Annotated in this window: 20 protein-coding genes; 10 read left to right on the top strand and 10 right to left on the bottom strand. The window is 61.0% G+C overall.

All coding sequences use genetic code 11. From position 1 onward, the window contains the following. Positions 1-127: 127 nt before the first annotated feature. The 4 genes from ppx to ASE04_RS27930 all read right to left on the bottom strand — a co-directional run bounded on the left by ppx (position 128) and on the right by ASE04_RS27930 (position 5,765). A complete protein-coding gene (gene ppx / locus ASE04_RS27945) occupies positions 128-1,651 on the bottom strand; it encodes an exopolyphosphatase (RefSeq protein ID WP_056825589.1) in 1,524 nt (507 codons plus the stop codon). Positions 1,652-1,663: 12 nt separating this feature from the next. Further along, positions 1,664-3,868 (bottom strand): RNA degradosome polyphosphate kinase, encoded by a 2,205-nt coding sequence (locus tag ASE04_RS27940; protein ID WP_056825587.1) that lies wholly within the window; start codon positions 3,866-3,868, stop codon positions 1,664-1,666. Between the two features lie 65 nt (positions 3,869-3,933). Beyond that, positions 3,934-4,647 (bottom strand): DnaA regulatory inactivator HdaA, encoded by a 714-nt coding sequence (hdaA, locus tag ASE04_RS27935; protein ID WP_056825584.1) that lies wholly within the window; start codon positions 4,645-4,647, stop codon positions 3,934-3,936. After that, positions 4,644-5,765: an AI-2E family transporter gene (locus ASE04_RS27930; protein WP_056825865.1), complete on the bottom strand. Its 1,122-nt coding sequence runs from the start codon at positions 5,763-5,765 to the stop codon at positions 4,644-4,646. The genes hdaA and ASE04_RS27930 overlap by 4 nt, the downstream gene beginning before the upstream one ends. A 243-nt stretch (positions 5,766-6,008) precedes the next feature. Here ASE04_RS27930 and purM point away from each other — a divergent pair, with 243 nt between their 5' ends. Together purM and purN are read left to right on the top strand one after the other, a co-directional pair. Further along, positions 6,009-7,082, top strand: coding sequence for a phosphoribosylformylglycinamidine cyclo-ligase (gene purM, locus ASE04_RS27920; RefSeq protein ID WP_056825580.1), 1,074 nt, complete (start codon positions 6,009-6,011; stop codon positions 7,080-7,082). After that, positions 7,079-7,753, top strand: a complete 675-nt coding sequence (gene purN, locus ASE04_RS27915; RefSeq protein WP_056825578.1) for a phosphoribosylglycinamide formyltransferase — start codon at positions 7,079-7,081, stop codon at positions 7,751-7,753. Before purM ends, purN begins: the two co-directional genes overlap by 4 nt. Positions 7,754-7,856: 103 nt before the next feature. Here purN and ASE04_RS27910 read toward each other — a convergent pair whose 3' ends face one another. The 3 genes from ASE04_RS27910 to ASE04_RS27900 all read right to left on the bottom strand — a co-directional run bounded on the left by ASE04_RS27910 (position 7,857) and on the right by ASE04_RS27900 (position 11,845). Beyond that, complete coding sequence (locus ASE04_RS27910) at positions 7,857-9,020, bottom strand: alpha-D-ribose 1-methylphosphonate 5-triphosphate diphosphatase (RefSeq protein ID WP_056825574.1); 1,164 nt, start codon at positions 9,018-9,020, stop codon at positions 7,857-7,859. Between the two features lie 96 nt (positions 9,021-9,116). Further along, positions 9,117-9,710, bottom strand: coding sequence for an NUDIX domain-containing protein (locus ASE04_RS27905; protein WP_056825572.1), 594 nt, complete (start codon positions 9,708-9,710; stop codon positions 9,117-9,119). After that, on the bottom strand, positions 9,707-11,845 hold the full coding sequence (locus ASE04_RS27900; RefSeq protein WP_056825570.1) for a molybdopterin oxidoreductase family protein: 2,139 nt from the start codon (positions 11,843-11,845) through the stop codon (positions 9,707-9,709). The genes ASE04_RS27905 and ASE04_RS27900 overlap by 4 nt, the downstream gene beginning before the upstream one ends. 83 nt (positions 11,846-11,928) lie before the next feature. On the opposite strand from ASE04_RS27900, the gene ASE04_RS27895 reads away from it, so the two are divergent. Then, positions 11,929-12,798, top strand: a complete 870-nt coding sequence (locus ASE04_RS27895; RefSeq protein WP_056825569.1) for a 23S rRNA (adenine(2030)-N(6))-methyltransferase RlmJ — start codon at positions 11,929-11,931, stop codon at positions 12,796-12,798. Positions 12,799-12,857: 59 nt separating this feature from the next. After that, positions 12,858-13,454: a glutathione S-transferase family protein gene (locus ASE04_RS27890; protein WP_056825567.1), complete on the top strand. Its 597-nt coding sequence runs from the start codon at positions 12,858-12,860 to the stop codon at positions 13,452-13,454. Here ASE04_RS27890 and ASE04_RS27885 read toward each other — a convergent pair. Beyond that, entirely contained in the window at positions 13,445-14,350 is a 906-nt protein-coding gene (locus ASE04_RS27885) for a LysR family transcriptional regulator (protein WP_056825565.1), read from the bottom strand. The two genes, ASE04_RS27890 and ASE04_RS27885, sit on opposite strands and share 10 nt — an antisense overlap. 113 nt (positions 14,351-14,463) lie before the next feature. On the opposite strand from ASE04_RS27885, the gene ASE04_RS27880 reads away from it, so the two are divergent. Beyond that, positions 14,464-15,297 carry an oxidoreductase gene (locus ASE04_RS27880; protein ID WP_056825562.1) on the top strand — a complete coding sequence of 278 codons (834 nt, stop codon included), beginning with the start codon at positions 14,464-14,466 and terminating at the stop codon, positions 15,295-15,297. A gap of 64 nt (positions 15,298-15,361) precedes the next feature. Here ASE04_RS27880 and ASE04_RS27875 read toward each other — a convergent pair whose 3' ends face one another. Continuing rightward, positions 15,362-15,994, bottom strand: coding sequence for an outer membrane protein (locus ASE04_RS27875; protein WP_056825561.1), 633 nt, complete (start codon positions 15,992-15,994; stop codon positions 15,362-15,364). 362 nt (positions 15,995-16,356) lie between these two features. Here ASE04_RS27875 and ASE04_RS27870 point away from each other — a divergent pair, with 362 nt between their 5' ends. The 5 genes from ASE04_RS27870 to ASE04_RS27850 all read left to right on the top strand — a co-directional run bounded on the left by ASE04_RS27870 (position 16,357) and on the right by ASE04_RS27850 (position 20,578). Continuing rightward, a complete protein-coding gene (locus ASE04_RS27870; RefSeq protein ID WP_056825863.1) occupies positions 16,357-17,124 on the top strand; it encodes an SDR family oxidoreductase in 768 nt (255 codons plus the stop codon). Continuing rightward, positions 17,121-19,157 (top strand): excinuclease ABC subunit UvrC, encoded by a 2,037-nt coding sequence (gene uvrC / locus ASE04_RS27865; protein ID WP_056825559.1) that lies wholly within the window; start codon positions 17,121-17,123, stop codon positions 19,155-19,157. Before ASE04_RS27870 ends, uvrC begins: the two co-directional genes overlap by 4 nt. Before the next feature lie 110 nt (positions 19,158-19,267). Further along, complete coding sequence (pgsA, locus tag ASE04_RS27860) at positions 19,268-19,858, top strand: CDP-diacylglycerol--glycerol-3-phosphate 3-phosphatidyltransferase (protein ID WP_056825557.1); 591 nt, start codon at positions 19,268-19,270, stop codon at positions 19,856-19,858. Further along, positions 19,855-20,109, top strand: coding sequence for a molybdopterin converting factor subunit 1 (moaD, locus tag ASE04_RS27855; protein WP_056825555.1), 255 nt, complete (start codon positions 19,855-19,857; stop codon positions 20,107-20,109). The genes pgsA and moaD overlap by 4 nt, the downstream gene beginning before the upstream one ends. A gap of 1 nt (position 20,110) precedes the next feature. After that, positions 20,111-20,578 (top strand): molybdenum cofactor biosynthesis protein MoaE, encoded by a 468-nt coding sequence (locus tag ASE04_RS27850; RefSeq protein ID WP_056825552.1) that lies wholly within the window; start codon positions 20,111-20,113, stop codon positions 20,576-20,578. Positions 20,579-20,593: 15 nt separating this feature from the next. On the opposite strand, the gene ASE04_RS27845 is transcribed toward ASE04_RS27850, so the two are convergent. Further along, positions 20,594-21,490: a branched-chain amino acid ABC transporter permease gene (locus ASE04_RS27845; RefSeq protein WP_056825550.1), complete on the bottom strand. Its 897-nt coding sequence runs from the start codon at positions 21,488-21,490 to the stop codon at positions 20,594-20,596. Positions 21,491-21,504: the final 14 nt, after the last annotated feature.

The following is a 21,504-nucleotide window of genomic DNA, read 5'->3' as shown; positions in this document are numbered from 1 at the left end:
AGCATATCAAGCCAATAGGTCAACCTGGGGGTGAAGACCTTTAATGCACCATGAGACGACCGGCGCCGACTTTCGAGCGGTTTCCGAGCCCAAATGTCGGGCTCGCCTCGGCCAAGATCGACGGGCCCTACTCGAAACGGAAGGCCAGGCGCTTGTTGGTAAGCTTCGACAGCTGCTGAAGACGTCCATCCAGCCGCTCGCCGGCGAAATCGTGATATTCGGCGGGAACGACGAACTCGAGATCGAGATCCGGGTTCATCGATTTCTGGAAGCTCAGATTGCGAACGATCCCCGGCATCGAAGCAGAGAAGAGATAGACGACGCGCAAGATGCCGCCGAGCAGCTTGGCGCGCTCGACATATTGCGGCGTGGCGATCGTGGCCAGCGGCCCGGTCGCGCCATCATCATGCGGCCCTTCGAAGCGGTAATAGTTGGTCAGCGCGATGAATGCGCGTCCCGGATGGCTGATGCCGACGAAGGAGGAATGGGCGATGATGTTCAACGCCTGAAGGCCGCGGTAGTCGGGATGCGCGCGCCAGCTGATGTCGGCCAGAAGACAGGCCGCTTGGCGATAGCGCGCCTCCTCTTCCGTCTCGACGATGCCGAAGCATTGCATCATGCGGCCGGTCCAGTCGGCGAGCTCGCGAGCGTGTTCGGGCGAACGGGCACGCAGGATGGCAAGTTCGCCCGCTGCCGCCAGCAGCGGATCGCTGCGACGCTCGCTCTCCGTGAGCAACGAGTACAGATAACCTTCGCGCACGCCCTGTCCGGAGAACGAGATGACCGAGGGCTTCATGACGCTCAGCACTTCCTTCATGGCGACAGCGCCGAAAGGAAGCAACGCCCGGCGATGCTTGGAGACAGCCATCCACGCGGGATCCTTGGAGTCCTTGGCAGCCTCGACCTGATCGAGAAACTGCATCAGGGCCTCAAGCGACACCTCGTAGCCCTGCATCATGTGCAGCGGGTACTGTGTCATCTCCATGTGAAGCTTTGCGATATTTCGCCAGGTGCCGCCAACGGCGTAGAAGGTTCGCCCTGCCCCCTGAGCGAGCAGCTTCGCGCTCGTCTTGACGTGCTTGCGCGCAAACGTACGGGCCTTCTCGAGCGAGCCGCCTGCATACTCAGACAGTCGAAGGCCGCCGAGCGGCAGGGTGATACCCTTGCCGATCTCCTTGCCCTTGATATCGATGAGTTCCAGCGAACCGCCGCCGAGATCGCCCGCGATGCCGTCGGGCGCGAAAAAGCCGCTGACGATGCCGAGGGCCGAGAACTTTGCTTCCTCTTCACCGGAGAGGACGCGGACCTTGCGCCGCAGGATCGTTTCGGCGCTATGAATGAAATCGGGACCGTTGGATGCCTCACGCGCCGCCGCAGTCGCCAGCACGTACATCGTGGCCGCCCGCGCCTGATCGGAAAGCGCCTTGAACCGATGGAGCGCCGTCAGCGCACGCTCAACGCTCGCCTCGTCCATCTTGCCCGTCAGGGCTATGCCCTTGCCGAGCCCGCAAAGTACCTTTTCGTTGAAAAGGATCGTCGGCGAGCGGGACATGCCTTCGTATATGACCAGACGGATCGAATTCGACCCGATATCGACAACGGAGACCGGGGCAATGCCTGGAAGGCGCCCCTGGGCTTCTGATTCAACCATGCAGGTCCAATATTACTTGTTGTTTCGGCCAGAAAGCAGGCCGGCGATCAGCTTGGGCGCACTGGATTTCAACGCTTCGCCACGGCCGGACAGGCTCGGGTTGGTCATGAAATACTGTTGCGCGTTGAACGGCTCCTCGCCCTTTCGCACCTCCATGCGTCGGGACGTTCCGTCGGGCAATATCTCGTAGCTTTGCTGATTGTCAATGATATTGCCGAGCATAATCTGTGAGAGGACCTGCTCGTGGACGGTCGGATTGGTCAGCGGAACCAAGGTTTCGACGCGGCGATCGAGGTTGCGCGGCATCATGTCGGCGGAGCCGATATAGACCAGCGCCTTGTCGGACGGGAGCCCGTGACCGTTGCCGAAGCAGAAGATGCGGCTGTGCTCGAGGAAACGGCCGACGATCGACTTCACGCGGATGTTTTCCGACAGACAAGGTACCTGCGGGCGCAGGCAGCAAATGCCGCGAATAACCAGATCGATTTCGACCCCGGCGCGGCTGGCCGTATAGAGCGAATCGATGATCTCGGGATCGACGAGCGAGTTCATCTTCATCCAGATGGCAGCAGGCGCGCCGCTCTTGGCGTGCTTGATCTCTTCGTCGATGTGGCGAAGGATGCGCGAACGCAGCGTATAAGGTGACACGGCGAGCTTCATGCTCTCCTCCGGCTCGCCATAGCCGGTGATGAAGTTGAAGATGTTGGCCATGTCGTGGGCAATCACGGGATTGCAGGTGAAAAACGACAGGTCGGTATAAATCTTCGCGGTGATCGGGTGGTAGTTGCCGGTGCCGAGATGGCAGTAGCTGCGCAGCTTGCCCTCTTCGCGGCGGACGACCAGCGACATCTTCGAGTGGGTCTTCAATTCGATGAAGCCGAAGACGACCTGCACGCCGGCGCGTTCGAGGTCGCGCGCCCAGCGGATATTGGCTTCCTCGTCGAAACGCGCCTTCAGCTCCACCAGCGCCGTGACCGACTTGCCGGATTCGGCGGCATCGATCAGCGCGCGAACGATCGGGCTGTCGTTGGACGTGCGGTAGAGCGTCTGCTTTATCGCCAGGACGTCAGGATCGCGCGCAGCCTGGAGAAGGAACTGGACCACCACGTCGAAAGACTCGTAGGGGTGATGGACCACCATGTCCTTTTCGCGGATGGCGGCGAAGCAATCGCCGGCGTGCTCGCGGACACGTTCGGGAAATCGCGCGTTGTATGAGGGGAACCTCAGATCGTCGCGCGGCGCCTTGGTGATTTCCGACAGGGTGTTCAGTGCCAGCAATCCCGGCAGAACGGCAACGCGGTTGTCGGGCACGTTGGTCGCCTGCACCACGAACTGGCGCAGCGAGGCCGGCATTTCGGAATCGGTCTCGATGCGGATGACCGAACCGCGGCGGCGGCGCTTCAGCGCCGTCTCAAAGAAGCGAACGAGGTCTTCTGCTTCTTCCTCGACTTCAATATCGCTGTCGCGGATGATGCGGAACGTACCTGAGCCCTGCACCTCGTAGCCGGGATAGAGACGATGAATGAAGATGTTGGCGACGTCTTCTAGCGTGATGTAGCGGATCGTCCCGGCGTCGTCGGGCAAGCGCACGAAGCGATCGAGCGCCGGCGGCAGACGCAGCAGAGCCGTCATCGGATCACGGCCGTTTCTGCTGACCAGCTGCAGACCGATCGAGAAACCGAGGTTCGGGATGAAGGGGAACGGATGCGCTGGATCGATCGATAGCGGCGTCAGGACCGGGAAGATCGCCTGCTCGAACTCAGTGGCCAACCATGCACGATCAATCTCGCTGAGGGCGCCCGGACGGACGATCAGAATATCTTCCTTGGCGAGATACTGCTGCAGGACGGCAAGCGAAGCCTGCTGCTCCATCTGCAGGTTGTCGATCTCCTGAAGAATGGCGTCGAGCTGCTCCGCAGGCGTCTTGCCATCCGGGGTGCGGACCACGATGTTCTGGCGCACCTGCGCCTCGAGACCGGCGACGCGCACCATGAAGAATTCATCGAGGTTGGCGGCGGAGATCGACAGGAAGCGAACGCGCTCAAGCAGCGGATGCTCGGTGTTCAGCGTTTCCTCAAGCACGCGCCGGTTAAACTGCAGCCACGAAAATTCGCGGTTGATGAAACGCTCCGGGCTGGAAAGCAGCTCATCGAGCGGCAGCACCGTCTCCTTCGTCTCAGGAGTAGGTTCGTCGTGCCCCGCGACTGCGTTATCCATTGTCAAATTGCCCCGTTTTCATTCGCCCTGCGAATTATATCAGTTTCACGACGGAACTGTGACAGTCAATCGGGCGCGCCGGAATTGCCCAATTCATTCAACACTTCGGCAGCAAGAGAGCGACTGATCTTGGTGCCACGAGAGAGCGCCAACCGGTCCAGTCTTTCCACGATCGTCTGCGCCGCATTCAGCGAGCGCTCCATTCGGTTAACGATATAGAGCACGAGTTTGTCGTCGATATTAAGCTGCCGGTCGGCGAAGAGTTTGACGATCACCTGACAGAGGAGTTCTTCGTCGGGTTCGCCGATCTCCACCACGGTGGCGGCCTTCAGCCTGGAACGCAGGTCCGCTAGCTCGACGGGCCACGACATCGGCCAAAGGCGGCTTGTCATCAGAAGGCTATGTCCGTTTTCGCGGACACTGTTGATCACGTGGAAAAGTTCGTTGTCATCGAAGCCGAGCCGGTCGACGTCCTCGAACAGCACCGGGCCGCTCGCGGCGCTGACAGCGGCATGAGCGCCCTTCGCCGGGTGGATATCGACGGCGCCGCTATGCTGCTTCCAGATGTTGGCGAGATGCGATTTGCCCGAGCCCACCGGACCGGCGAGGATAACGACCGGCGACGGCCATTGCGGCCAGGCATCGACGATCGCGACAGCAGCAGCCAGGCGTTCGGAGATAAGCAGATCGTCGCGACCGCTTGCGGCGTCGTGCGAAAAGGCCAACGGGATCTGTTCCACGGCAGTGCGCCTGGAACCAGCGTTCTTCACTTCATTCATTTAGGGTCAGCTTTTGTCCTGCGAACCTGGCCGGTGTTCGACCCGCCCGCATAAAGATCGCTCTCAAGGTAGCGTGAAAGCGCAAAGCGAACAAGCACACCGACGGCCGCGGCAGCCGGAACAGCGACCAAAAGGCCGACGAAACCGAACAGCGCGCCGAAGGCGAAGAGTGCGAACATCAGCCAGACGGGATGCAGGCCGACGCTATGCCCGACGAGCTTCGGCTGCAGGATATTGCCTTCCATGAACTGCCCGCTGAAGAACACGGCGAGCACGGCCCCGACCCAGATATAGTCAGGCCAGAACTGCACGATGGCGACGCCGACGGCAAGCACCAGCCCGACCATCGAGCCGACGTAGGGGATGAAGCTGATCATGCCCGCGAAAAGACCGATCAGCAGCCCGAAATTCAGGCCGACGAGCGACAGGCCGACCGCGTACCAGATGCCCAGGATGAGGCAGAGAGAGCCCTGCCCGCGAATGAAACCCGCGATCGCCTGGTCGATCTCACGCGCGATCTGGTGGACGTTGGCCACATAGTCTCGCGGTATGTACTGATCGACCTTCGAGACCATCCGATCCCAGTCCAGCAGCATGTAGAAGGCGACAACAGGGGTGACGACCATGAGCGAGATGACGTTGACGACGGCAAGGCCGGAACTCCAGACCTGACCGAAAAGCCCCGTGAGTAGCCCGAAGCCCTGAGACAGAATCTCGGAGAAATTGTTCTTGATCGTTCCGAGCTGGTTGCGGACCCATTCGGGCAGAAGCGAATTCTGCGACTTGGCGATGAAGGTCTGCAGCTGATCGATGTAGCCCGGAAGACGGCCGGCGAAATCACTCAACTGGCTGGCAAGAACCGGTATGAGGATCATCAGGGCCAGCACGATCATGAAGACGAAGGCAATCAGGATGACGATCGTTGCCATCAGGCGGCTCAGCCCGAAGCGCTCCAGCCGGTCGGCAACCGGATCGAGGAAATAGGCCAGCGCCATGCCTGCAAGGAACGGCAGCAGGATCGAGCTGAAGACAAAGAGGAAACCGATGAAGAAGGCGAGCACGATCAGCCAGAAGATGACCTGTCGCTTCAGACCCGCCCCGCTAACTTGCTGTGGCATCATATTCCCCGTTGATCGACGGCCTCGATTTCCGCATCGTCGTGATGCAGTCTTCGTGCACATAGGATGTGGCTGAGAGAATGGTCAACCCCGCCGCTAGAAATCCCGAGGGCCTGCTTCAAAAGAGCGGGAAATTGGGGCTTTTTCCATGCAATCCCTTGCATATAGGCCCGTGTCATGCAATGGCGACCCCCATATTGAGGCGGTGACATTTCCCGCCCCGCACAGCCATCGGAGAGCAGCATGAGCCAGTCTGGAAAAAACGGCCTGACCTATAGCGACGCAGGCGTCGACATCGATGCCGGAAACCTTCTGGTGGAGAAGATCAAGCCCGCCGTGCGCTCGACGCGCCGCCCCGGCGCGGACGGCGAGATCGGCGGCTTCGGCGGCCTGTTCGACCTCAAGGCCGCAGGCTTTATCGATCCGGTGCTCGTTGCCGCCAATGACGGCGTCGGAACCAAGCTGAAGATCGCCATCGACGCCGACTATCACGACACTGTCGGCATCGACCTCGTTGCGATGTGCGTCAACGATCTGGTCGTCCAGGGTGCCGAGCCGCTGTTCTTCCTCGATTACTTCGCCACCGGCAAGCTCGACCCCGACCAGGGTGCGGCGATCGTCGAGGGTATCGCTGCCGGCTGCCGCGACGCGGGCTGCGCGCTGATCGGCGGCGAAACCGCCGAGATGCCGGGGATGTACTCCTCCGGCGACTACGACTTGGCAGGCTTTGCCGTGGGTGCAGCAGAGCGCGGCCAGTTGCTGCCGTCGGGCGACATCGCCGAAGGCGACGTGATCCTCGGCCTCGCCTCCTCGGGCGTTCATTCCAACGGCTTCTCGCTCGTGCGCAAGATCGTCGGCATTTCGGGCCTTGCCTGGGATGCGCCGGCACCGTTCGCGGAAGGCAAGAGCCTCGGCGAAGCGTTGCTGACGCCGACCCGCATCTATGTAAAGCCGCTGCTGAAGGCGATACGCGAAACCAAGGCCATCAAGGCACTGGCGCATATCACCGGTGGCGGCTTCCCTGAGAACATTCCGCGTGTTCTTCCGAAGCACCTGGCAGCCGAGATCGATCTGGCTGCCGTCAAGGTTCCGGCCGTGTTCTCCTGGCTTTCGAAGACGGGCGGCGTCGAGGCCAACGAAATGCTGCGCACTTTCAACTGCGGCGTCGGTATGATTGCAGTCGTTTCGGCTGAGAACGTTGCAACCGTCACCGCGGCTCTCGAAGCTGAAGGTGAGACGGTCGTGACACTCGGTCGGATGATCGCGCGCGCCGAAGGTGCAGCCGGTACGCTCTACAAAGGTACGCTCGCCATATGACGTCGCCGCGCAAACGCGTCGTCGTCTTCATCTCCGGCGGCGGTTCCAACATGATGGCGCTGGTCGCAGCCGCAAAGGCTGGCGACTTTCCGGCGGAAATCGTCGGTGTCATCTCCGACAAGGCGGATGCCGGCGGGCTCGCCAAGGCGGCAGCTCAGGGCATCCCGACCTTTGCCTTCGCGCGCAAGGACTATGCGAGCAAGGAAGCGCATGAGGAGGCGATCTTTGCCGCACTCGATCAGCTTTCGCCCGACATTCTTTGCCTTGCAGGCTACATGCGACTGCTGAGCGGCACCTTCATCCAGCGCTACGAGGGCCGGATGATCAACATCCATCCTTCCCTGCTACCGCTGTTTCCCGGCCTGCATACGCATCAGCGCGCAATCGACGCCGGAATGCGGATCGCCGGCTGCACCGTGCATTTCGTCACCGAAGGCATGGACGAGGGACCGGTCATCGGCCAGGCGGCCGTTCCAGTCCTCTCCAGCGACAGTGCCGACAGCCTCGCGGCACGTGTGCTCACCGTCGAGCATCAGCTTTACCCTCAGGCGCTGCGGCTCTTTGCCCAGGGCAAGGTGAAAATGGAGGGCGGCAAGGCCGTCAGCACCGACGCTGCAGCAGCGCCGGCGGAGCGTAGCAGCGTCATCTCGCTGATCGGCGAAGGCGCTTAAAACACGGCGCGATCCGTGGGATTCCCGCCCTGCTCTCATTCCTTGTTTTCCAGTGATACCCACATCCCGAAACCGGCTCCGATTTCGGGATATGCTCCTTGCCTCAGGCGGCAAGCGCCCGAGGCTGATGCAGCGTGCCATCGCTATAGACGAACAGGCCCTTGCGGAAGGTGGCGCGGATGCGGTGCACGTCGCCGGCCTCGATGACAACCAGATCGGCCTGCTGACCGACGGCAATTTCACCGCGATCCATGAGACCGGCTGAACGCGCCGCATTGCGGGTCGCCATGGCGACGGCGTAAGGCAGGCTCGTGCGGTCGGCGATCTTGAAGATGCCGGGCACGAAGGCCGCCGGATGATAATCGGCGGCAATGACGGTCAGAAGGCCGGCGGCGGCGGCATCCAATGCGCTGAGATTGCCGGACATCGATTGGCCGCGCAGCGCGTTCGGAGCGCCCATCAGCGTCCAGAGACCGCGACGACGCGCTTCTTCCGCTGCCGGGAGTGTCACCGGAAACTCGCTGATCGTCACGCCGAGATCGTGCATCTGCGCGACCTTCTCGGCGCTGTCGTCATCGTGTGAGGCGAGCGACAACTTGTGCCTCAGAGCAAGGTCCACGACCTGCTTCAGCTTGATCTCGATGTCGGGATTGTTGCGCATCTCGATACGCTTGGCGACCATCTCGGCGGCCATCTCCTCGGAAATGGCGCGGCGTTCGGCGATGCTCAGGATGTAGCTCTCGATGTTGTTGTATTGCCCCTGCCCCGGCGTGTGATCCGTCAGCGAGACCATGTCGACATGGCCAGCATCGAGCAGCTTTTCCAGCGTCGGTGCGGCGCCGAGATTGGTGATTTCATAGCGGGCGTGAACGCGGTGATCGATCAGCAGATTATTCTTCAGCCGGCTGATGCTTTCGATCACCGCCGAGGTCGTTTCGAGCGAGCGGACGTGGCCGTAGACGCTTTCCGTTGCGAAGGAGACCGCCGCGAACGCGGTGGTGACGCCTGCGGCTGCAAGCTTCTTGTCCAGTTCGTGGATGCTGAAATCGATCGGCATCGGTGCATTCGGACGCGGCGCGATCTCGCGTTCGACCATATCGCCGTGAAGGTCGACAAAGCCCGGCATCAGCAGGCGCCCGGCGCCATCGATCGCAGCGTTGGCAACCGGCTCGGGCCTGATTTCAGCGATGACGCCGTCCTCGACACGGACCGAGCCGTGGCTCACGATCTCATCTGGAAGGACGAGAGTAAAATTGCTGAGCCACATCGGTTTATCTCCAGGCAAGTATTTATGACAAGGCGGAGCGCTTAGCGCTGATTCATGACATCGGTGTGAAGATGAGCCGCGCAATGTGATCTACCGCTAGCGCAGCGCATCGCGGTTCATTGCCGCCCATTGCAGGAGCGTGATCGTCTTCAGGTCAATGATCTCGCCGTCCTCGATCATCGCCACCGCCTTGTCCAGCGGCACCTCCAGAACCTCGATGTCCTCGTGCTCGTGAGCAAGGCCGCCGCCATCGGAGACGCGATCGGTCGTGTCGATCGAGGCGGCAAAGAAGTGCAGCAGTTCCATGCTCGAGCCCGGTGAACTGTAGGCCTTGAAGAGGAAGCGTACATCGCGGACGCGGAAACCGGTTTCTTCCTCAGCTTCGCGGCGGATGGCAGCTTCCGGGGCATCGCCATCGAGCAGCCCAGCCGGTGCCTCGATGATCCACGCCGGCTCGCCGTGGAGGAAGACCGGTAGCCGGAACTGCCGTACGAGGACGACGGTGTCGCGCTTCGGATCGTAGAGCAGGATCGTCGCGGCCGGGGTGCGGTGGTAGACCTCACGCTGCAGGCGATGCGTCTCGCCTTCGGAATCCGTATAGTCGATCTGGAAGCCGCTCAGGCGCGTCCAGCCATTCGAGAGCGTCTTTTCATCGACGATCTCGGCTCTTGCCTTGTCAAATTTCGTCATGCGACATCCTTGCGCAGCCAAACCTTGTTGTCGTGAACCGCCGCGCCGCCATAGGGCGCGACCGGATCGGCGCCGGTGAGCACGTTGATCCCCTCGCCGTCGACATGCGCCTTGTTCGGCCAGAGGCCCTCGGCGATCAACACACCCCGTTTGACCTCTTCGGTCAAACGCACATGAATCCGCAAGTCGCCACGGTCGTTGCCGATCCGAACTAGGTCGCCATGTTCGATGCCGCCAGCAAAGGCGTCGGCCGGGTTCACCATCAGCTCCGGCCGCCCTTCCTTCTGGCGCGAGGTCTTCGTTTCAGAGAAGCTCGAATTCAGGAAGTTGCGGGCCGGCGATGTTGCCAAGCGGAACGGATGCTCGGCATCGGCAAGCTCGATGACATCGACCTGATCCGGAAACGCCGGCAGTTGCTCGTGCGGGCCGAGAGCGCCGACGGCAGCCGGCGGCTTGTTCGGTGCGGCGCCATCGACCCAGTCCGGGCGGAAATGGAACTTACCATCAGGATGCGCGAAGCCCTTGAGGAAATGCGCGTCCTCGAAATCCGGCTGGCGGTCGAGCCATTTGTGTTCGAGGAAATGATCGTAGCCCGGCAGGTTGCTATCCTGGAGCACACGATCGATCATTTCGCGGGCCGTGAAGCCGAAGCCGGGACGATCGGCGATACCGAGCCGCTTCGCCAATTCCTCGATCACGAACAGGTTCGTCCGGACCGTCTCCGGCGGTTCGACCAGTTTGGGGCCGAGCAGGATGTGGTTCTGGCCGCCGGCGCGATAGATGTCATCATGCTCGACGAACATCGTCGCCGGGATGACGATATCGGCCATCGCGGCAGTGTCGGTCATGAACTGCTCGTGCACGGCCACAAACAGGTCGCTGCGGGCAAAGCCGCGCTTCACCAGCCTCTGTTCGGGGGCGATGTTCACCGGGTTGGTGTTCTGGATCAACATGGCCGTAACTGGCCCGCGATGGCGGAGCGCCACGGCATCGCCGGTCAGCGCGCGGCCGATCTGCGACTGGTCGATCATGCGGATATCCGCATCCTTCATCGACTTTCCCGTCAGTTCCGCATTGTTCATGCGGAAGATATCGCTGTTCGAGTGGAAGGCACCGCCGCCTTCGTACTGCCAGGAGCCGAGCACCGTCGCGATGGAGGCCGCGGCATGCATGGCGACCGCGCCGTTGCGCTGGCGGGTGAAGCCGTAGCCGAGGCGGAAATAGCTCTTCTTCGTCGTGCCGACGAGGCGTGCGAAGGCTTCGATCTCATCGACTGAAAGGCCGGTGATGGCAGCCGCCCACTCAGGCGTCTTCGTCTTCAGATGCGCTTCGAGTCCGGCAGGATCGTCGGCATATTTTGCCATGTATTCACGATCGGCATAGCCGTCGCGGAAGGCGATATGCATGACGGCGCAGGCGAGCGCCGCGTCGGTGCCCGGCTTGACGATCAGGGCCATGTCGGCGTGCTTCATCGTCGGATTGTCGTAGATGTCGACCACCACGATCTTGGCGCCACGCTCCTTGCGGGACTTGATCGCGTGGGTCATCACGTTGACCTGCGTGGAGACCGCGTTCGTGCCCCAGATCACGACGCAATCGGTGCGGCCCATCTCGTGCGGGTCGGGCCCGCGCAGCGTGCCGGTCGCCATGGTGAAGCCGGTCCAGGCCGGATTGGTGCAGATCGAGGAGAAGAAGCCGGAATAGCGCTTGGCGTGGCGCAGGCGCTCGATCGAGTCGCGCTGAACCCAGCCCATGGTGCCGGCGTAGAAATAGGGCCAGATCGCTTCGCTGCCGTCCTTCGCTTCCGCCTTGACGAAGGCTTCGGCGATTTCATCCAGCGCGGCGTCCCAGGAAATCTGCTGCCACTGCCCTTCCCCCTTGGTGCCGGTTCGACGCAGCGGGTGCATCAGCCGGTCCGGATGATAGAGCCGCTCGGCATAGCGCGCGACCTTCGCGCAGATGACGCCCGAGGTGTAGCTGTGATCGTTGGCACCGCGCACACGGCCGATGCGACCGTCGTCGCCGATCTCCACCTCCAGCGCGCAGGTGGAGGGACAGTCGTGCGGACAGGCGGTATGACCGAGCCTGACATTCGACTTGGCGGATTTGGCGTGAATGGGGGTCGCAATGTTCATGGCTTTTCTATATTCGAACCAGAAACCAGCCAAAAGTCACAAATGACGTCGATCAGCCGAATTCATCACGGGCATCAGCGAAAATGAACTACCGCCATATCTACCACGCGGGCAATTTTGCCGATGTGCTCAAGCACGCCGTTCTCGCACGGTTGATCCGCTACATGCAAAAGAAGGATGCGGGCTTTCGCGTGCTCGACACGCATGCCGGCATCGGGCTCTATGACCTCTCCTCCGAGGAAGCGCAGAAGACCGGCGAATGGAGCGAGGGCATCGGCAAGCTTCTGGACGCCGAGTTGTCTCCGCAGGTCGCTGAATTGTTGGAACCCTATCTTTCCGCTGTTCGCGAACTGAACCCGGAGGGCGGCATCCGCTATTATCCGGGGTCTCCGAAGCTCGCACGCATGCTGTTTCGGCCGCAGGACAGGCTTTCCGCGATGGAATTGCATCCGGAAGATTTCGTGCGGCTGCATCGGCTGTTCGAGGGCGATCATCATGCGCGGATTACCGAGCTTGACGGCTGGCTGTCGCTCGGCGCGCATCTGCCGCCGAAGGAGAAGCGCGGCATCGTCCTCGTCGATCCGCCGTTCGAAGAGGATGGCGAATATGAGCGCCTGGTCGACGGTTTGGCGAAAGCCTACCGCCGCTTCCCCGGCGGTACCTATTGCCTGTGGTATCCAATAAAAAAGGGCGCGCCGATCAAGGAATTCCATGAGGCGCTCCAGGACCTCGACATTCCGAAGATGCTCTGCGCGGAACTCAGCGTGCGCAGCGACCGGGGGATAACCGGTTTGACCGGCTCCGGCCTTGTTATCGTCAACCCGCCCTTCACGCTGAAGGACGAATTGCACGCCTTGCTGCCAGCACTCAAGGATCATCTGGCGCACGATCGCTACGCCTCGCATCGCGCGTTTTGGTTGCGCGGCGAGACCAAGGTGACGAAGGACGATTGACCGACTCTTGCCGGCACGAAATAGTCGCGCCGCAACACGACCATTCCGAAAGAGCCACCATGAAGATCCTTTGCGCGCCGACGTCTCCCTATTCCAGCAAGATACGCATGGCCGCGCGCTATCTGGAACTCGATGCGATCGAGATCCGCGTCGATACGAACGCCGGCCCGGCCGTTCTGGTCGATAACAATCCGCTCGGTAAAATCCCGACATTGCTGACCGATGACGGCCTGTCGATCTTCGACAGCGTCGCCATCATGCACTATTTCAACCGTCTCAAGGGCAAGCGGCTTTATCCTGCCAAGAATGGCAAGCGCACCGAAGCCGAAATTCTCGAGGCGCTATGCGACGGCATTTGCGATTGCCTGCTGGCAATCGTCTACGAACGGCGCTTCCGCGATGAGGAAATGGTCCACCAGCCGTGGATCGACCGGCAGTGGAAGAAAGCCGTCAGCGGCTTGAACCATCTGAGCGTTCATTTGCCGAAGATCGGCAAGCGGCTGCATGGCGGGCATTTTGCCCTCGCCGCGATGCTGGGTTACCTCGATCTGCGCTTCAAGGGACAGTGGGAAGCCGACCATGTCGAACTCATCGGCTGGAGCCGCGACTTCCAGAAGAAGTTCCCGGCTTACAGCGAGCTGAAGCCTCAGGTCTGAGGCTGCATCCTCTCGGCTCTGACGAAATCGATGAAGGCCCGTAGCGCTGTCGGCAGTTGCCGACGGCTCGGATAATAGAGGAAGAACCCCGGATAGTAAGGACACCAGTCTTCCAGCACCCGGATCAGCCTTCCCTCCGAAATCGCCGCCTTCACCTGGTCCTCGAAAAGATATCCCAAGCCGCAGCCGTGCATCACGGCATCGAGAATGATGTCCTGATCGCCCAGGGTCAGGGGACCGCCGACCTCGATCTCAAGCTCGATACCGCCACGCTCGAACTCCCACCGATAGAAGGCGCCGCCGGCAAACCGGTAGCGCATGCATTGGTGGTCGCGCAGATCGTGCGGCGTAAGCGGTCTCTCCCTGCCCTCGAAATATTCGGGCGAAGCGACCACGGCAAAGCGATGGCGCGGACCGATCGGCACCGCGATCATATCGGCCGCGATGCTCTCGCCAAACCGAACGCCGGCGTCGAAACCCGATGACACCATATCGACCAGTGCATCATCGACGACGATCTCGACCTCGACGGAGGGATAGGCTTTCAGAAAGCGCGCGACGATCGGCAGGAGCACGAGCTTGGTGGTGGCACGCGCCGCGTTGATGCGAAGCTTGCCGTGAGGCTGGCCGCGGAAACTGTTCAGATCATCAAGGGCGGCATCGATATCGAGAAATGCGGGGCGGATGCGGTCGAACAGGCGCTCGCCAGCCTCGGTCAGCGCCACGCCACGCGTCGTCCGGTTGACGAGGCGCACCTCAAGCCGCTCCTCGATCGCCCGCAGCGCATGGCTTAGCGCGGAGGCGGTCACGCCCAATTCGACCGATGCCTTGCGGAAGCTTCGGTGGTTGGCGATTGCCAGGAAGATCGCCAGATCGGTGGAGCGCACACGTTTCATTGATGAATTTTTCTCAGCAACCCATGAAACACAACGTAAATTCTCTCACCTATGGCGATACGCTACCTTCACTCCGTAAGCAAATCGCAGCGCAACGGACAAAGGAGATCGTCATGCGTGTTTGGTTCATCACAGGGGCTTCGCGTGGTTTCGGCGCCCTCATCACCCAGGAAGCTCTCAATGCCGGCGACGCCGTCGTCGCGACGGCGCGCAAGCCGAGCGGCCTCGAAGCGAAGTTCGGCAAGCATCCCAACCTGCTTGCCGTATCGCTTGACGTGACCGACGAAGCCTCCGCACACAAGGCAGCTGAAGCCGCCGTCAAGCGGTTCGGCAGGATCGACGTCCTGCTCAACAATGCCGGCTTCGGCCTGCTCGGCGCCGTCGAAGAAGCGACAACGGACGAAATCGAGCAGCTCTATGCCACGAACGTCTTTGGTCTGCTGAAGGTGACCCGGGCCGTGCTGCCGCATATGCGTCGCCAGCGCAGCGGACACGTGCTCAACGTCTCATCGATCGGCGGCTATCAGTCACATGCCGGCTGGGGCATCTATTGCTCGACGAAGTTCGCGGTCGAAGGCATCTCCGAAGCGCTTGCCGCCGAAGTGGCTCCGCTCGGCATCAAGGTCACCGTCGTCGAGCCCGGCTTCTTCCGGACGGATTTTCTGGACGAGAGCTCGCTCGCGATCAGCCCGAGCTCAATCGCCGACTATCAGGAGACACCTGTCGGCGCGATGCGCGAGTTTGCCGCCGGTCATAATCACCAGCAGCCCGGCGACCCTGCCCGCTTTGCAAAAGCGATGATTACCCTGGCGCATTCGACCAATCCGCCGCTTCGCATGCCCTTCGGCAGCGATACGGTCGCCTTGATCGAGGCGAAGAACGAGCAGGTGGCGAAGGAACTGGCCGAATGGCGCGAACTCGCCATCTCGACCGACTTCCCGAAGTAAGATCAGGCGAAGAAAACAAAAAAGCCGGGCTGGAGCCCGGCTTTTTCAGTTACCGATGTTCGGCTTAGAACTTCATGCCGATACCGACCTTGACGCTGTGCTCGTCGTAGCCGCGAGCAATGGTAGCGCCACCGATTTCGAAGTCGTTGTGCTGGTAGTTGGTGTAGCGATACTCGACGCGGGCCGTGATGTTGTTCGTGACGAACGCTTCAGCACCAGCACCGACCGTGTAGCCGACAGCCGTGTCGCTGTCCGATCCGGCAGCGTTGCTGAACTTGTTCTTCGTCAGAGCAAGACCGCCGGTGCCGTATACGAGGAACGGGTTCAGGTCGTAACCGATGCGACCGCGCACCGAGCCGTTGACTTCGTTCTTGCCAACGCCGCCAGGTGCGCCGCCGTCAGCGCCGGAGTAGCCGATGTCGCCTTCGAGGCCGTAAACGATCTGGCCCTGCTGCCAGTTGTAACCGCTGTAAATCTGCGCGCCGATCGCACGAGCATTGTAGTTGTCGCCGAAGCGGCCGATGTTGTAGGTGCCGGCGCCGCCGAGGTAGAAGCCCTGCCATGTTGCTGCCGGAGCCGGCTCGTTCTGAGCGACCGGAGCTTCCGGGATCTGGTCAACAGCGTCAGCTGCATAAGCTGCGGAAAGCCCACCAAGGGCAACAGTCGAAACCAACAGGCTGGCAATAAACGTACGCATACTCGTCTCCTTTCAGACCCACCGCCTTCGTCAACTGTCCTACAGCGAAGCATCAGCGGGCTATTACAAATGTCCCTTGCGGTTCGGAAGGGAAATTGATGGCCAATTGAGGAATTGGAAGAGCCAAAATGTGATTTGATTGTGGCGTGCGGGTGGCTGAAATTCGATGTTGCTTTGCCGCAACAGACTATTTGTTAACCATAATGAATGGTTAAATCATCAATACTTATTTTAATGAATTTATTGCTTAACTAATACATACAATATCCCCCTCCTCCATACAAGCATGACACCTATTTATAAGGTCGTTCCACGCGCCTATATATGCCGCGCACAGACTCGCGTGATGAAGAGGCATGATTTTGAACGGGAAAAGACTTCGCACCGCACTCGTCACCGGCGCTGCCAAAAGAATAGGTCGAGCGATAGTCGAAGATCTTGCTGCGAATGGCTTTTCGGTTGCGATCCACGCAAACCGTTCGCTGATGGAGGCTGAAGATTTCGCGGCAGAATTGAGGCAAAAGGGAATCCGGGCGGTCGCACTGCAAGCCGCCCTCGAAAAAATTGATGAGACGGGCGACCTGATAAAAAGGGCCGCGGAAGCGATCGGACCCATCGATCTGCTGGTCAACAACGCCTCGGTTTTCCATGAGGATTCGGTCCGGCATATCGATGCCGCGGCATGGGACGAGCATTTCGCGGTTCATGTGCGCGCTCCGTCGATTCTCGCGGCCGGTTTTGCAGCACAACTGCCGGACCAGGCGGACGGGCTGATCGTGAACATCATCGATCAACGGGTCTGGGCGCTGCGTCCAAGCTTCTATTCCTATACGCTCTCGAAGTCCGCCTTGTGGACCGCGACACAGACCATGGCGCAGGCGCTGGCGCCGCGCATCCGCGTCAACGCCATCGGGCCCGGTCCCTCGATGCCGAGCGAGCGACAGTTGCAAGAAGACTTCCAAGCGCAGGTTTCAGCGCTTATCCTCAAGCGAGGGCCGACACTCGAGGAATTCGGCAAAACGATTCGCTTCCTCTACGACACGCCCTCGATCACCGGCCAAATGATTGCCCTTGACGGCGGCCAGCATCTTGCCTGGCAGACGCCTGACGTGGCGGAGATTACGGAATGAATTCAGGAAAGCTGCCGGACGGTGGCGTTCTTTATGACGAAACCGATGCAGACGACGATATCGAAGTGGAGAGCGACGCCTCCACGGCGAAGCCGGCGGCTGCCATCGATTGGAACGAAGGCGGGAAGAACGAAACCGGCCTTGTGGGCGCAGACTTGATTGCGGAGTTCGTCAAGCGACTGCCGAACAGCCCCGGCGTCTACCGCATGTTCAACGAGGCCGGCGACGTGCTCTACGTCGGCAAGGCACGTAGTCTGAAGAAGCGCGTCAGCAACTATGCGCTTGGCCGCGTGCACTCCAACCGTATCGCGCAGATGGTGCGGCTGACGGCGAACATGGAGTTCGTGACGACCCGCACGGAAACCGAAGCGCTGCTTCTGGAAGCGAATCTCATCAAGCGCTTGCGTCCGCGCTTTAATGTGCTGCTGCGCGACGACAAGTCGTTTCCCTATATCCTGATATCAGGCGACCACCGCGCACCGGCGATTCTCAAGCATCGCGGCGCCCGCGCCCGCAAAGGTGATTATTTCGGCCCGTTTGCCTCGGCCGGCGCCGTCGGCCGGACGATCAATTCACTACAGCGCGCCTTCCTCATCCGCACCTGTACCGACAGCGTCTTCGAGACGCGCACCCGTCCCTGTCTGCTCTACCAGATCAAACGCTGTTCCGGGCCCTGCACGCACGAGATCAGCGACGAGGGCTATGCAGAGCTTGTCCAGGAGGCGAAGGACTTCCTCTCCGGCAAGAGCCAGAAGGTCAAGGAACACATCGCCGAGGCGATGAACCTCGCGGCCGAGGATCTCGATTTCGAGCGCGCCGCGGTGTATCGCGATCGTCTTGCCTCGCTCTCGCACGTTTCCAGTCACCAGGGCATCAATCCCGCCGGCGTGGAGGAGGCCGATGTGTTCGCGATCCACCACGAAGGCGGCATTTCCTGTATCCAGGTGTTCTTCTTCCGCACCGGCCAGAACTGGGGTAACCGCGCCTATTTCCCGAAGGCCGACCCGCAGCTCTCGGGTGCCGAGGTGCTGAATGCCTTCCTCGCGCAGTTCTACGACGACAAGCCGGTGCCGAAGCAGATCCTGCTGTCGGAAACAGTCGAAGAACTCGAACTGCTTGCCGCAGCACTCGGCGAGAAGGCCGGACACAAGGTCTCCATTCTCGTGCCACAGCGCGGGGAAAAACGTGATCTGGTCGAGCATGTGATTGCCAATGCGCGCGAGGCACATGGCCGCAAACTCGCGGAGACGGCATCGCAGTCGCGGCTGCTCGAGGGCTTCAAGGAAACATTCAAGCTTCCCTACGTGCCGCAGCGTGTCGAGATTTACGACAACTCGCACATCATGGGCACCAACGCGGTCGGCGGCATGGTCGTCGCCGGGCCGGAAGGCTTCGTGAAGAGCCAGTACCGGAAGTTCAACATCAAATCGACCGACATCACACCGGGCGACGACTTCGGCATGATGCGCGAGGTGATGACACGACGCTTCTCGCGCCTGCTGAAGGAAGAAGGCATTCCCGATCGCAGCCAACCGGCATCGCCTGTTGATGCGGCCGACCTGCCCTTCCCGGCGTGGCCCGACGTCATCCTGATCGATGGCGGCCAGGGGCAAATGACAGCCGTGCGCGCCATTCTCGAGGAGTTGGGAATCACCGACAGCGTCATCGCTATCGGCGTTGCCAAGGGCGCCGACCGCGAAGCGGGGCGAGAGCGCTTCTTCCTGCCCGGCGGCGAAAATTTCACCCTGCCGCCGCGCGACCCGGTGCTCTATTTCACCCAGCGCATGCGCGACGAGGCGCACCGCTTCGCCATCGGCTCGCACCGGGCGCGGCGCAAGAAGGAAATGGTGAAGAATCCGCTCGACGAGATCGGCGGGATCGGGCCGTCGCGCAAGCGCGCCCTGCTCCAGCATTTCGGAACCGCCAAGGCGGTTTCCCGCGCCGCTCTTTCCGACCTGATGGCCGTCGAGGGCATTTCCGAGACCGTTGCAAAGCAGGTTTACAATCATTTTCACGACGACGCCGCGAAATAGGTGGCGTCGGTCGCAAATTCCACGCAAAGGCAGCGAAAAAACAGAAAGAATGTTGACGCTTTACGGTCAAAGCCGTCATCTACGGGCACATCACTTCAGAGACATGTTTCATGGCATCGCGCGCATATAATATTCCGAACCTGCTGACCTACGGCCGCATTCTTGCTGTTCCGCTCATCGTTCTCTGCTTCTTCCTCGAGGGGAAGTTGGCGATCAGCAACACCGCGCGATGGGTCGCCTTGTGGATCTTCGTGATCGCATCGCTCACCGACTTTCTCGACGGTTATCTCGCCCGCATCTGGAACCAGACGTCGAATATCGGGCGGATGCTCGATCCGATCGCCGACAAGCTGCTGGTCGCCTCCATCCTTCTCCTGGTCGCCGCCGATCAGACGATTGCGGGCTGGTCGATCTGGGCTGCGATCACCATTCTTTGCCGCGAGATCCTGGTTTCCGGTCTGCGCGAATATCTGGCCGCCCTGAAGGTCAGCGTGCCGGTGACGCGGATTGCCAAGTGGAAGACCACGGTGCAGCTGGTTTCGATCGCGTTCCTGCTCGCCGGCCCTGCGGGCGATGAGGTCTTCCCTTATACGACGCAAACGGGCATCGGCCTTCTCTGGATCGCGGCGCTGCTGACGATCTACACCGGCTACGACTATTTCCGGGCTGGGCTGAAACACATCGTGGATGAAGAAGAATGACAAAGCTCGTCTATTTCGCCTGGGTGCGCGAACGGATCGGCAAGCCCGAGGAAGAGATGTCCCTTCCCTCTTCGGTCGTCACCGTTGCCGATCTTCTGAATCATTTGAAGACGATGGGCGAAGAATATGAGACCGCACTTCAGTTTCCCGACGTGATCCGCGTCGCGATCGATCAGGAGCACGTCGAACACGACGAGCCGATCGGCAATGCCAGGGAGATCGGCATTTTCCCGCCGATGACCGGAGGCTGAGTTGAGCGGAAAGGTTGAACCTGACATCCGCGTCCAGCGCGAGGACTTCGACCTTCAGGCAGAAGTCGACCGGCTCAGCGCCAGGACGAGCTCGATCGGCGCGATCGTCACCTTCTCGGGCCTCTGCCGTGACGAAGGCGGCACCCTCGCAGCGCTTGAACTCGAGCATTATCCCGGTATGGCGGAAGCGGAAATTGCGCGCATTGCGAGCTTGGCAGTCGACCGCTTCGATTTGCTTGGGCTGACGGCCATCCATCGATACGGCAAGATTTCCGCCGGGGGAAATATCGTTCTCGTCGTCGCGGCGGCCTCGCATCGTCAGGCGGCCTTCGACGGCGCCAACTATCTCATGGACTATCTGAAGACCTCGGCGCCTTTCTGGAAGAAGGAGCACGGCGTCGACGGAAAGGCCGGCGACTGGGTTGCAGCCAAGGGCAGCGACGATGCCGCCCATGACAAATGGAAATGAGCCCCTCGTCCGAACCTAGGGAACGACGCGCTCGCGCCGGCTGAGGACGAGCAGCAGGACCAGCAGCGAAAAGACGGCGAAGTCTCGCCACAGGTACGATCCGTAGGCGGCCCAAAGGGTTTCCACGAACCCAAGGCCCGCAGCTCCTCCCGCGGATTTCACGGGATCTGAGTACCCGCCGACGGCGGCGACCATCAGCACCTTCAACCCGAACATCAGGCCGGCGCCAAAATCCATCGTCCCGTAATAGGCGGTGGAGAGGATGCCGCAGATGGTGGCGACCAGTGCCGCGGTTGCATAGGCGACGAGGAAGACGCGGCGATAGCTGGTGCCGCAGAGTTCGGCCGCCAACGGATCGTCAGTGACCGCACGCCACTTGCGCCCCCATGAGGTGCAGCCAAGGACAAAGGCGCCGATCAGGACGAGAACGCACATCAGGGCGGTGTTGACCAGCTGTATCTGCGTCAGCACGACGTCGAAGGCGCCGCCATGCCAGAGGACGACATGGCCGTTCATGAAGGGCGATAGCCACAGGCTCCTCGTATTGGAAGCAACGCGCGCGGTTTCCATGAGCACGATGGTAACACCGAGCGCTGCGACGATCACCGTGTTCGACGAGCGGCGCACCAGCGGCAGCATGATGGAACGTCCCACCCAGATGCCTGCGGTGACCGCATAAAGCACTGCGCACACAGCGCCGAAGCCGAGGGCGGCAGGAAGGATCAGCCATAGCCTGTTGTAGGCGATGTCAGTGAAGAGCAGCAGGATCTGGCCGGAGAAGGCGAAGATCGCGCCGTAGGTGATGTCAGGGCGCTTGGTGACCCCGAAAGCAACGGCATAGCCGAATGCCAGCGCCGCATAAAGTGCTGCCAATGGCACCGCATTCGCCAACTGCTGCAACAGATAGGCCATCCCTGCTCTCCCAC

This window comes from Rhizobium sp. Root708 (assembly GCF_001429725.1).
GTDB lineage: Bacteria > Pseudomonadota > Alphaproteobacteria > Rhizobiales > Rhizobiaceae > Rhizobium.
This window is presented reverse-complemented; position numbering and strand designations above follow the sequence as displayed.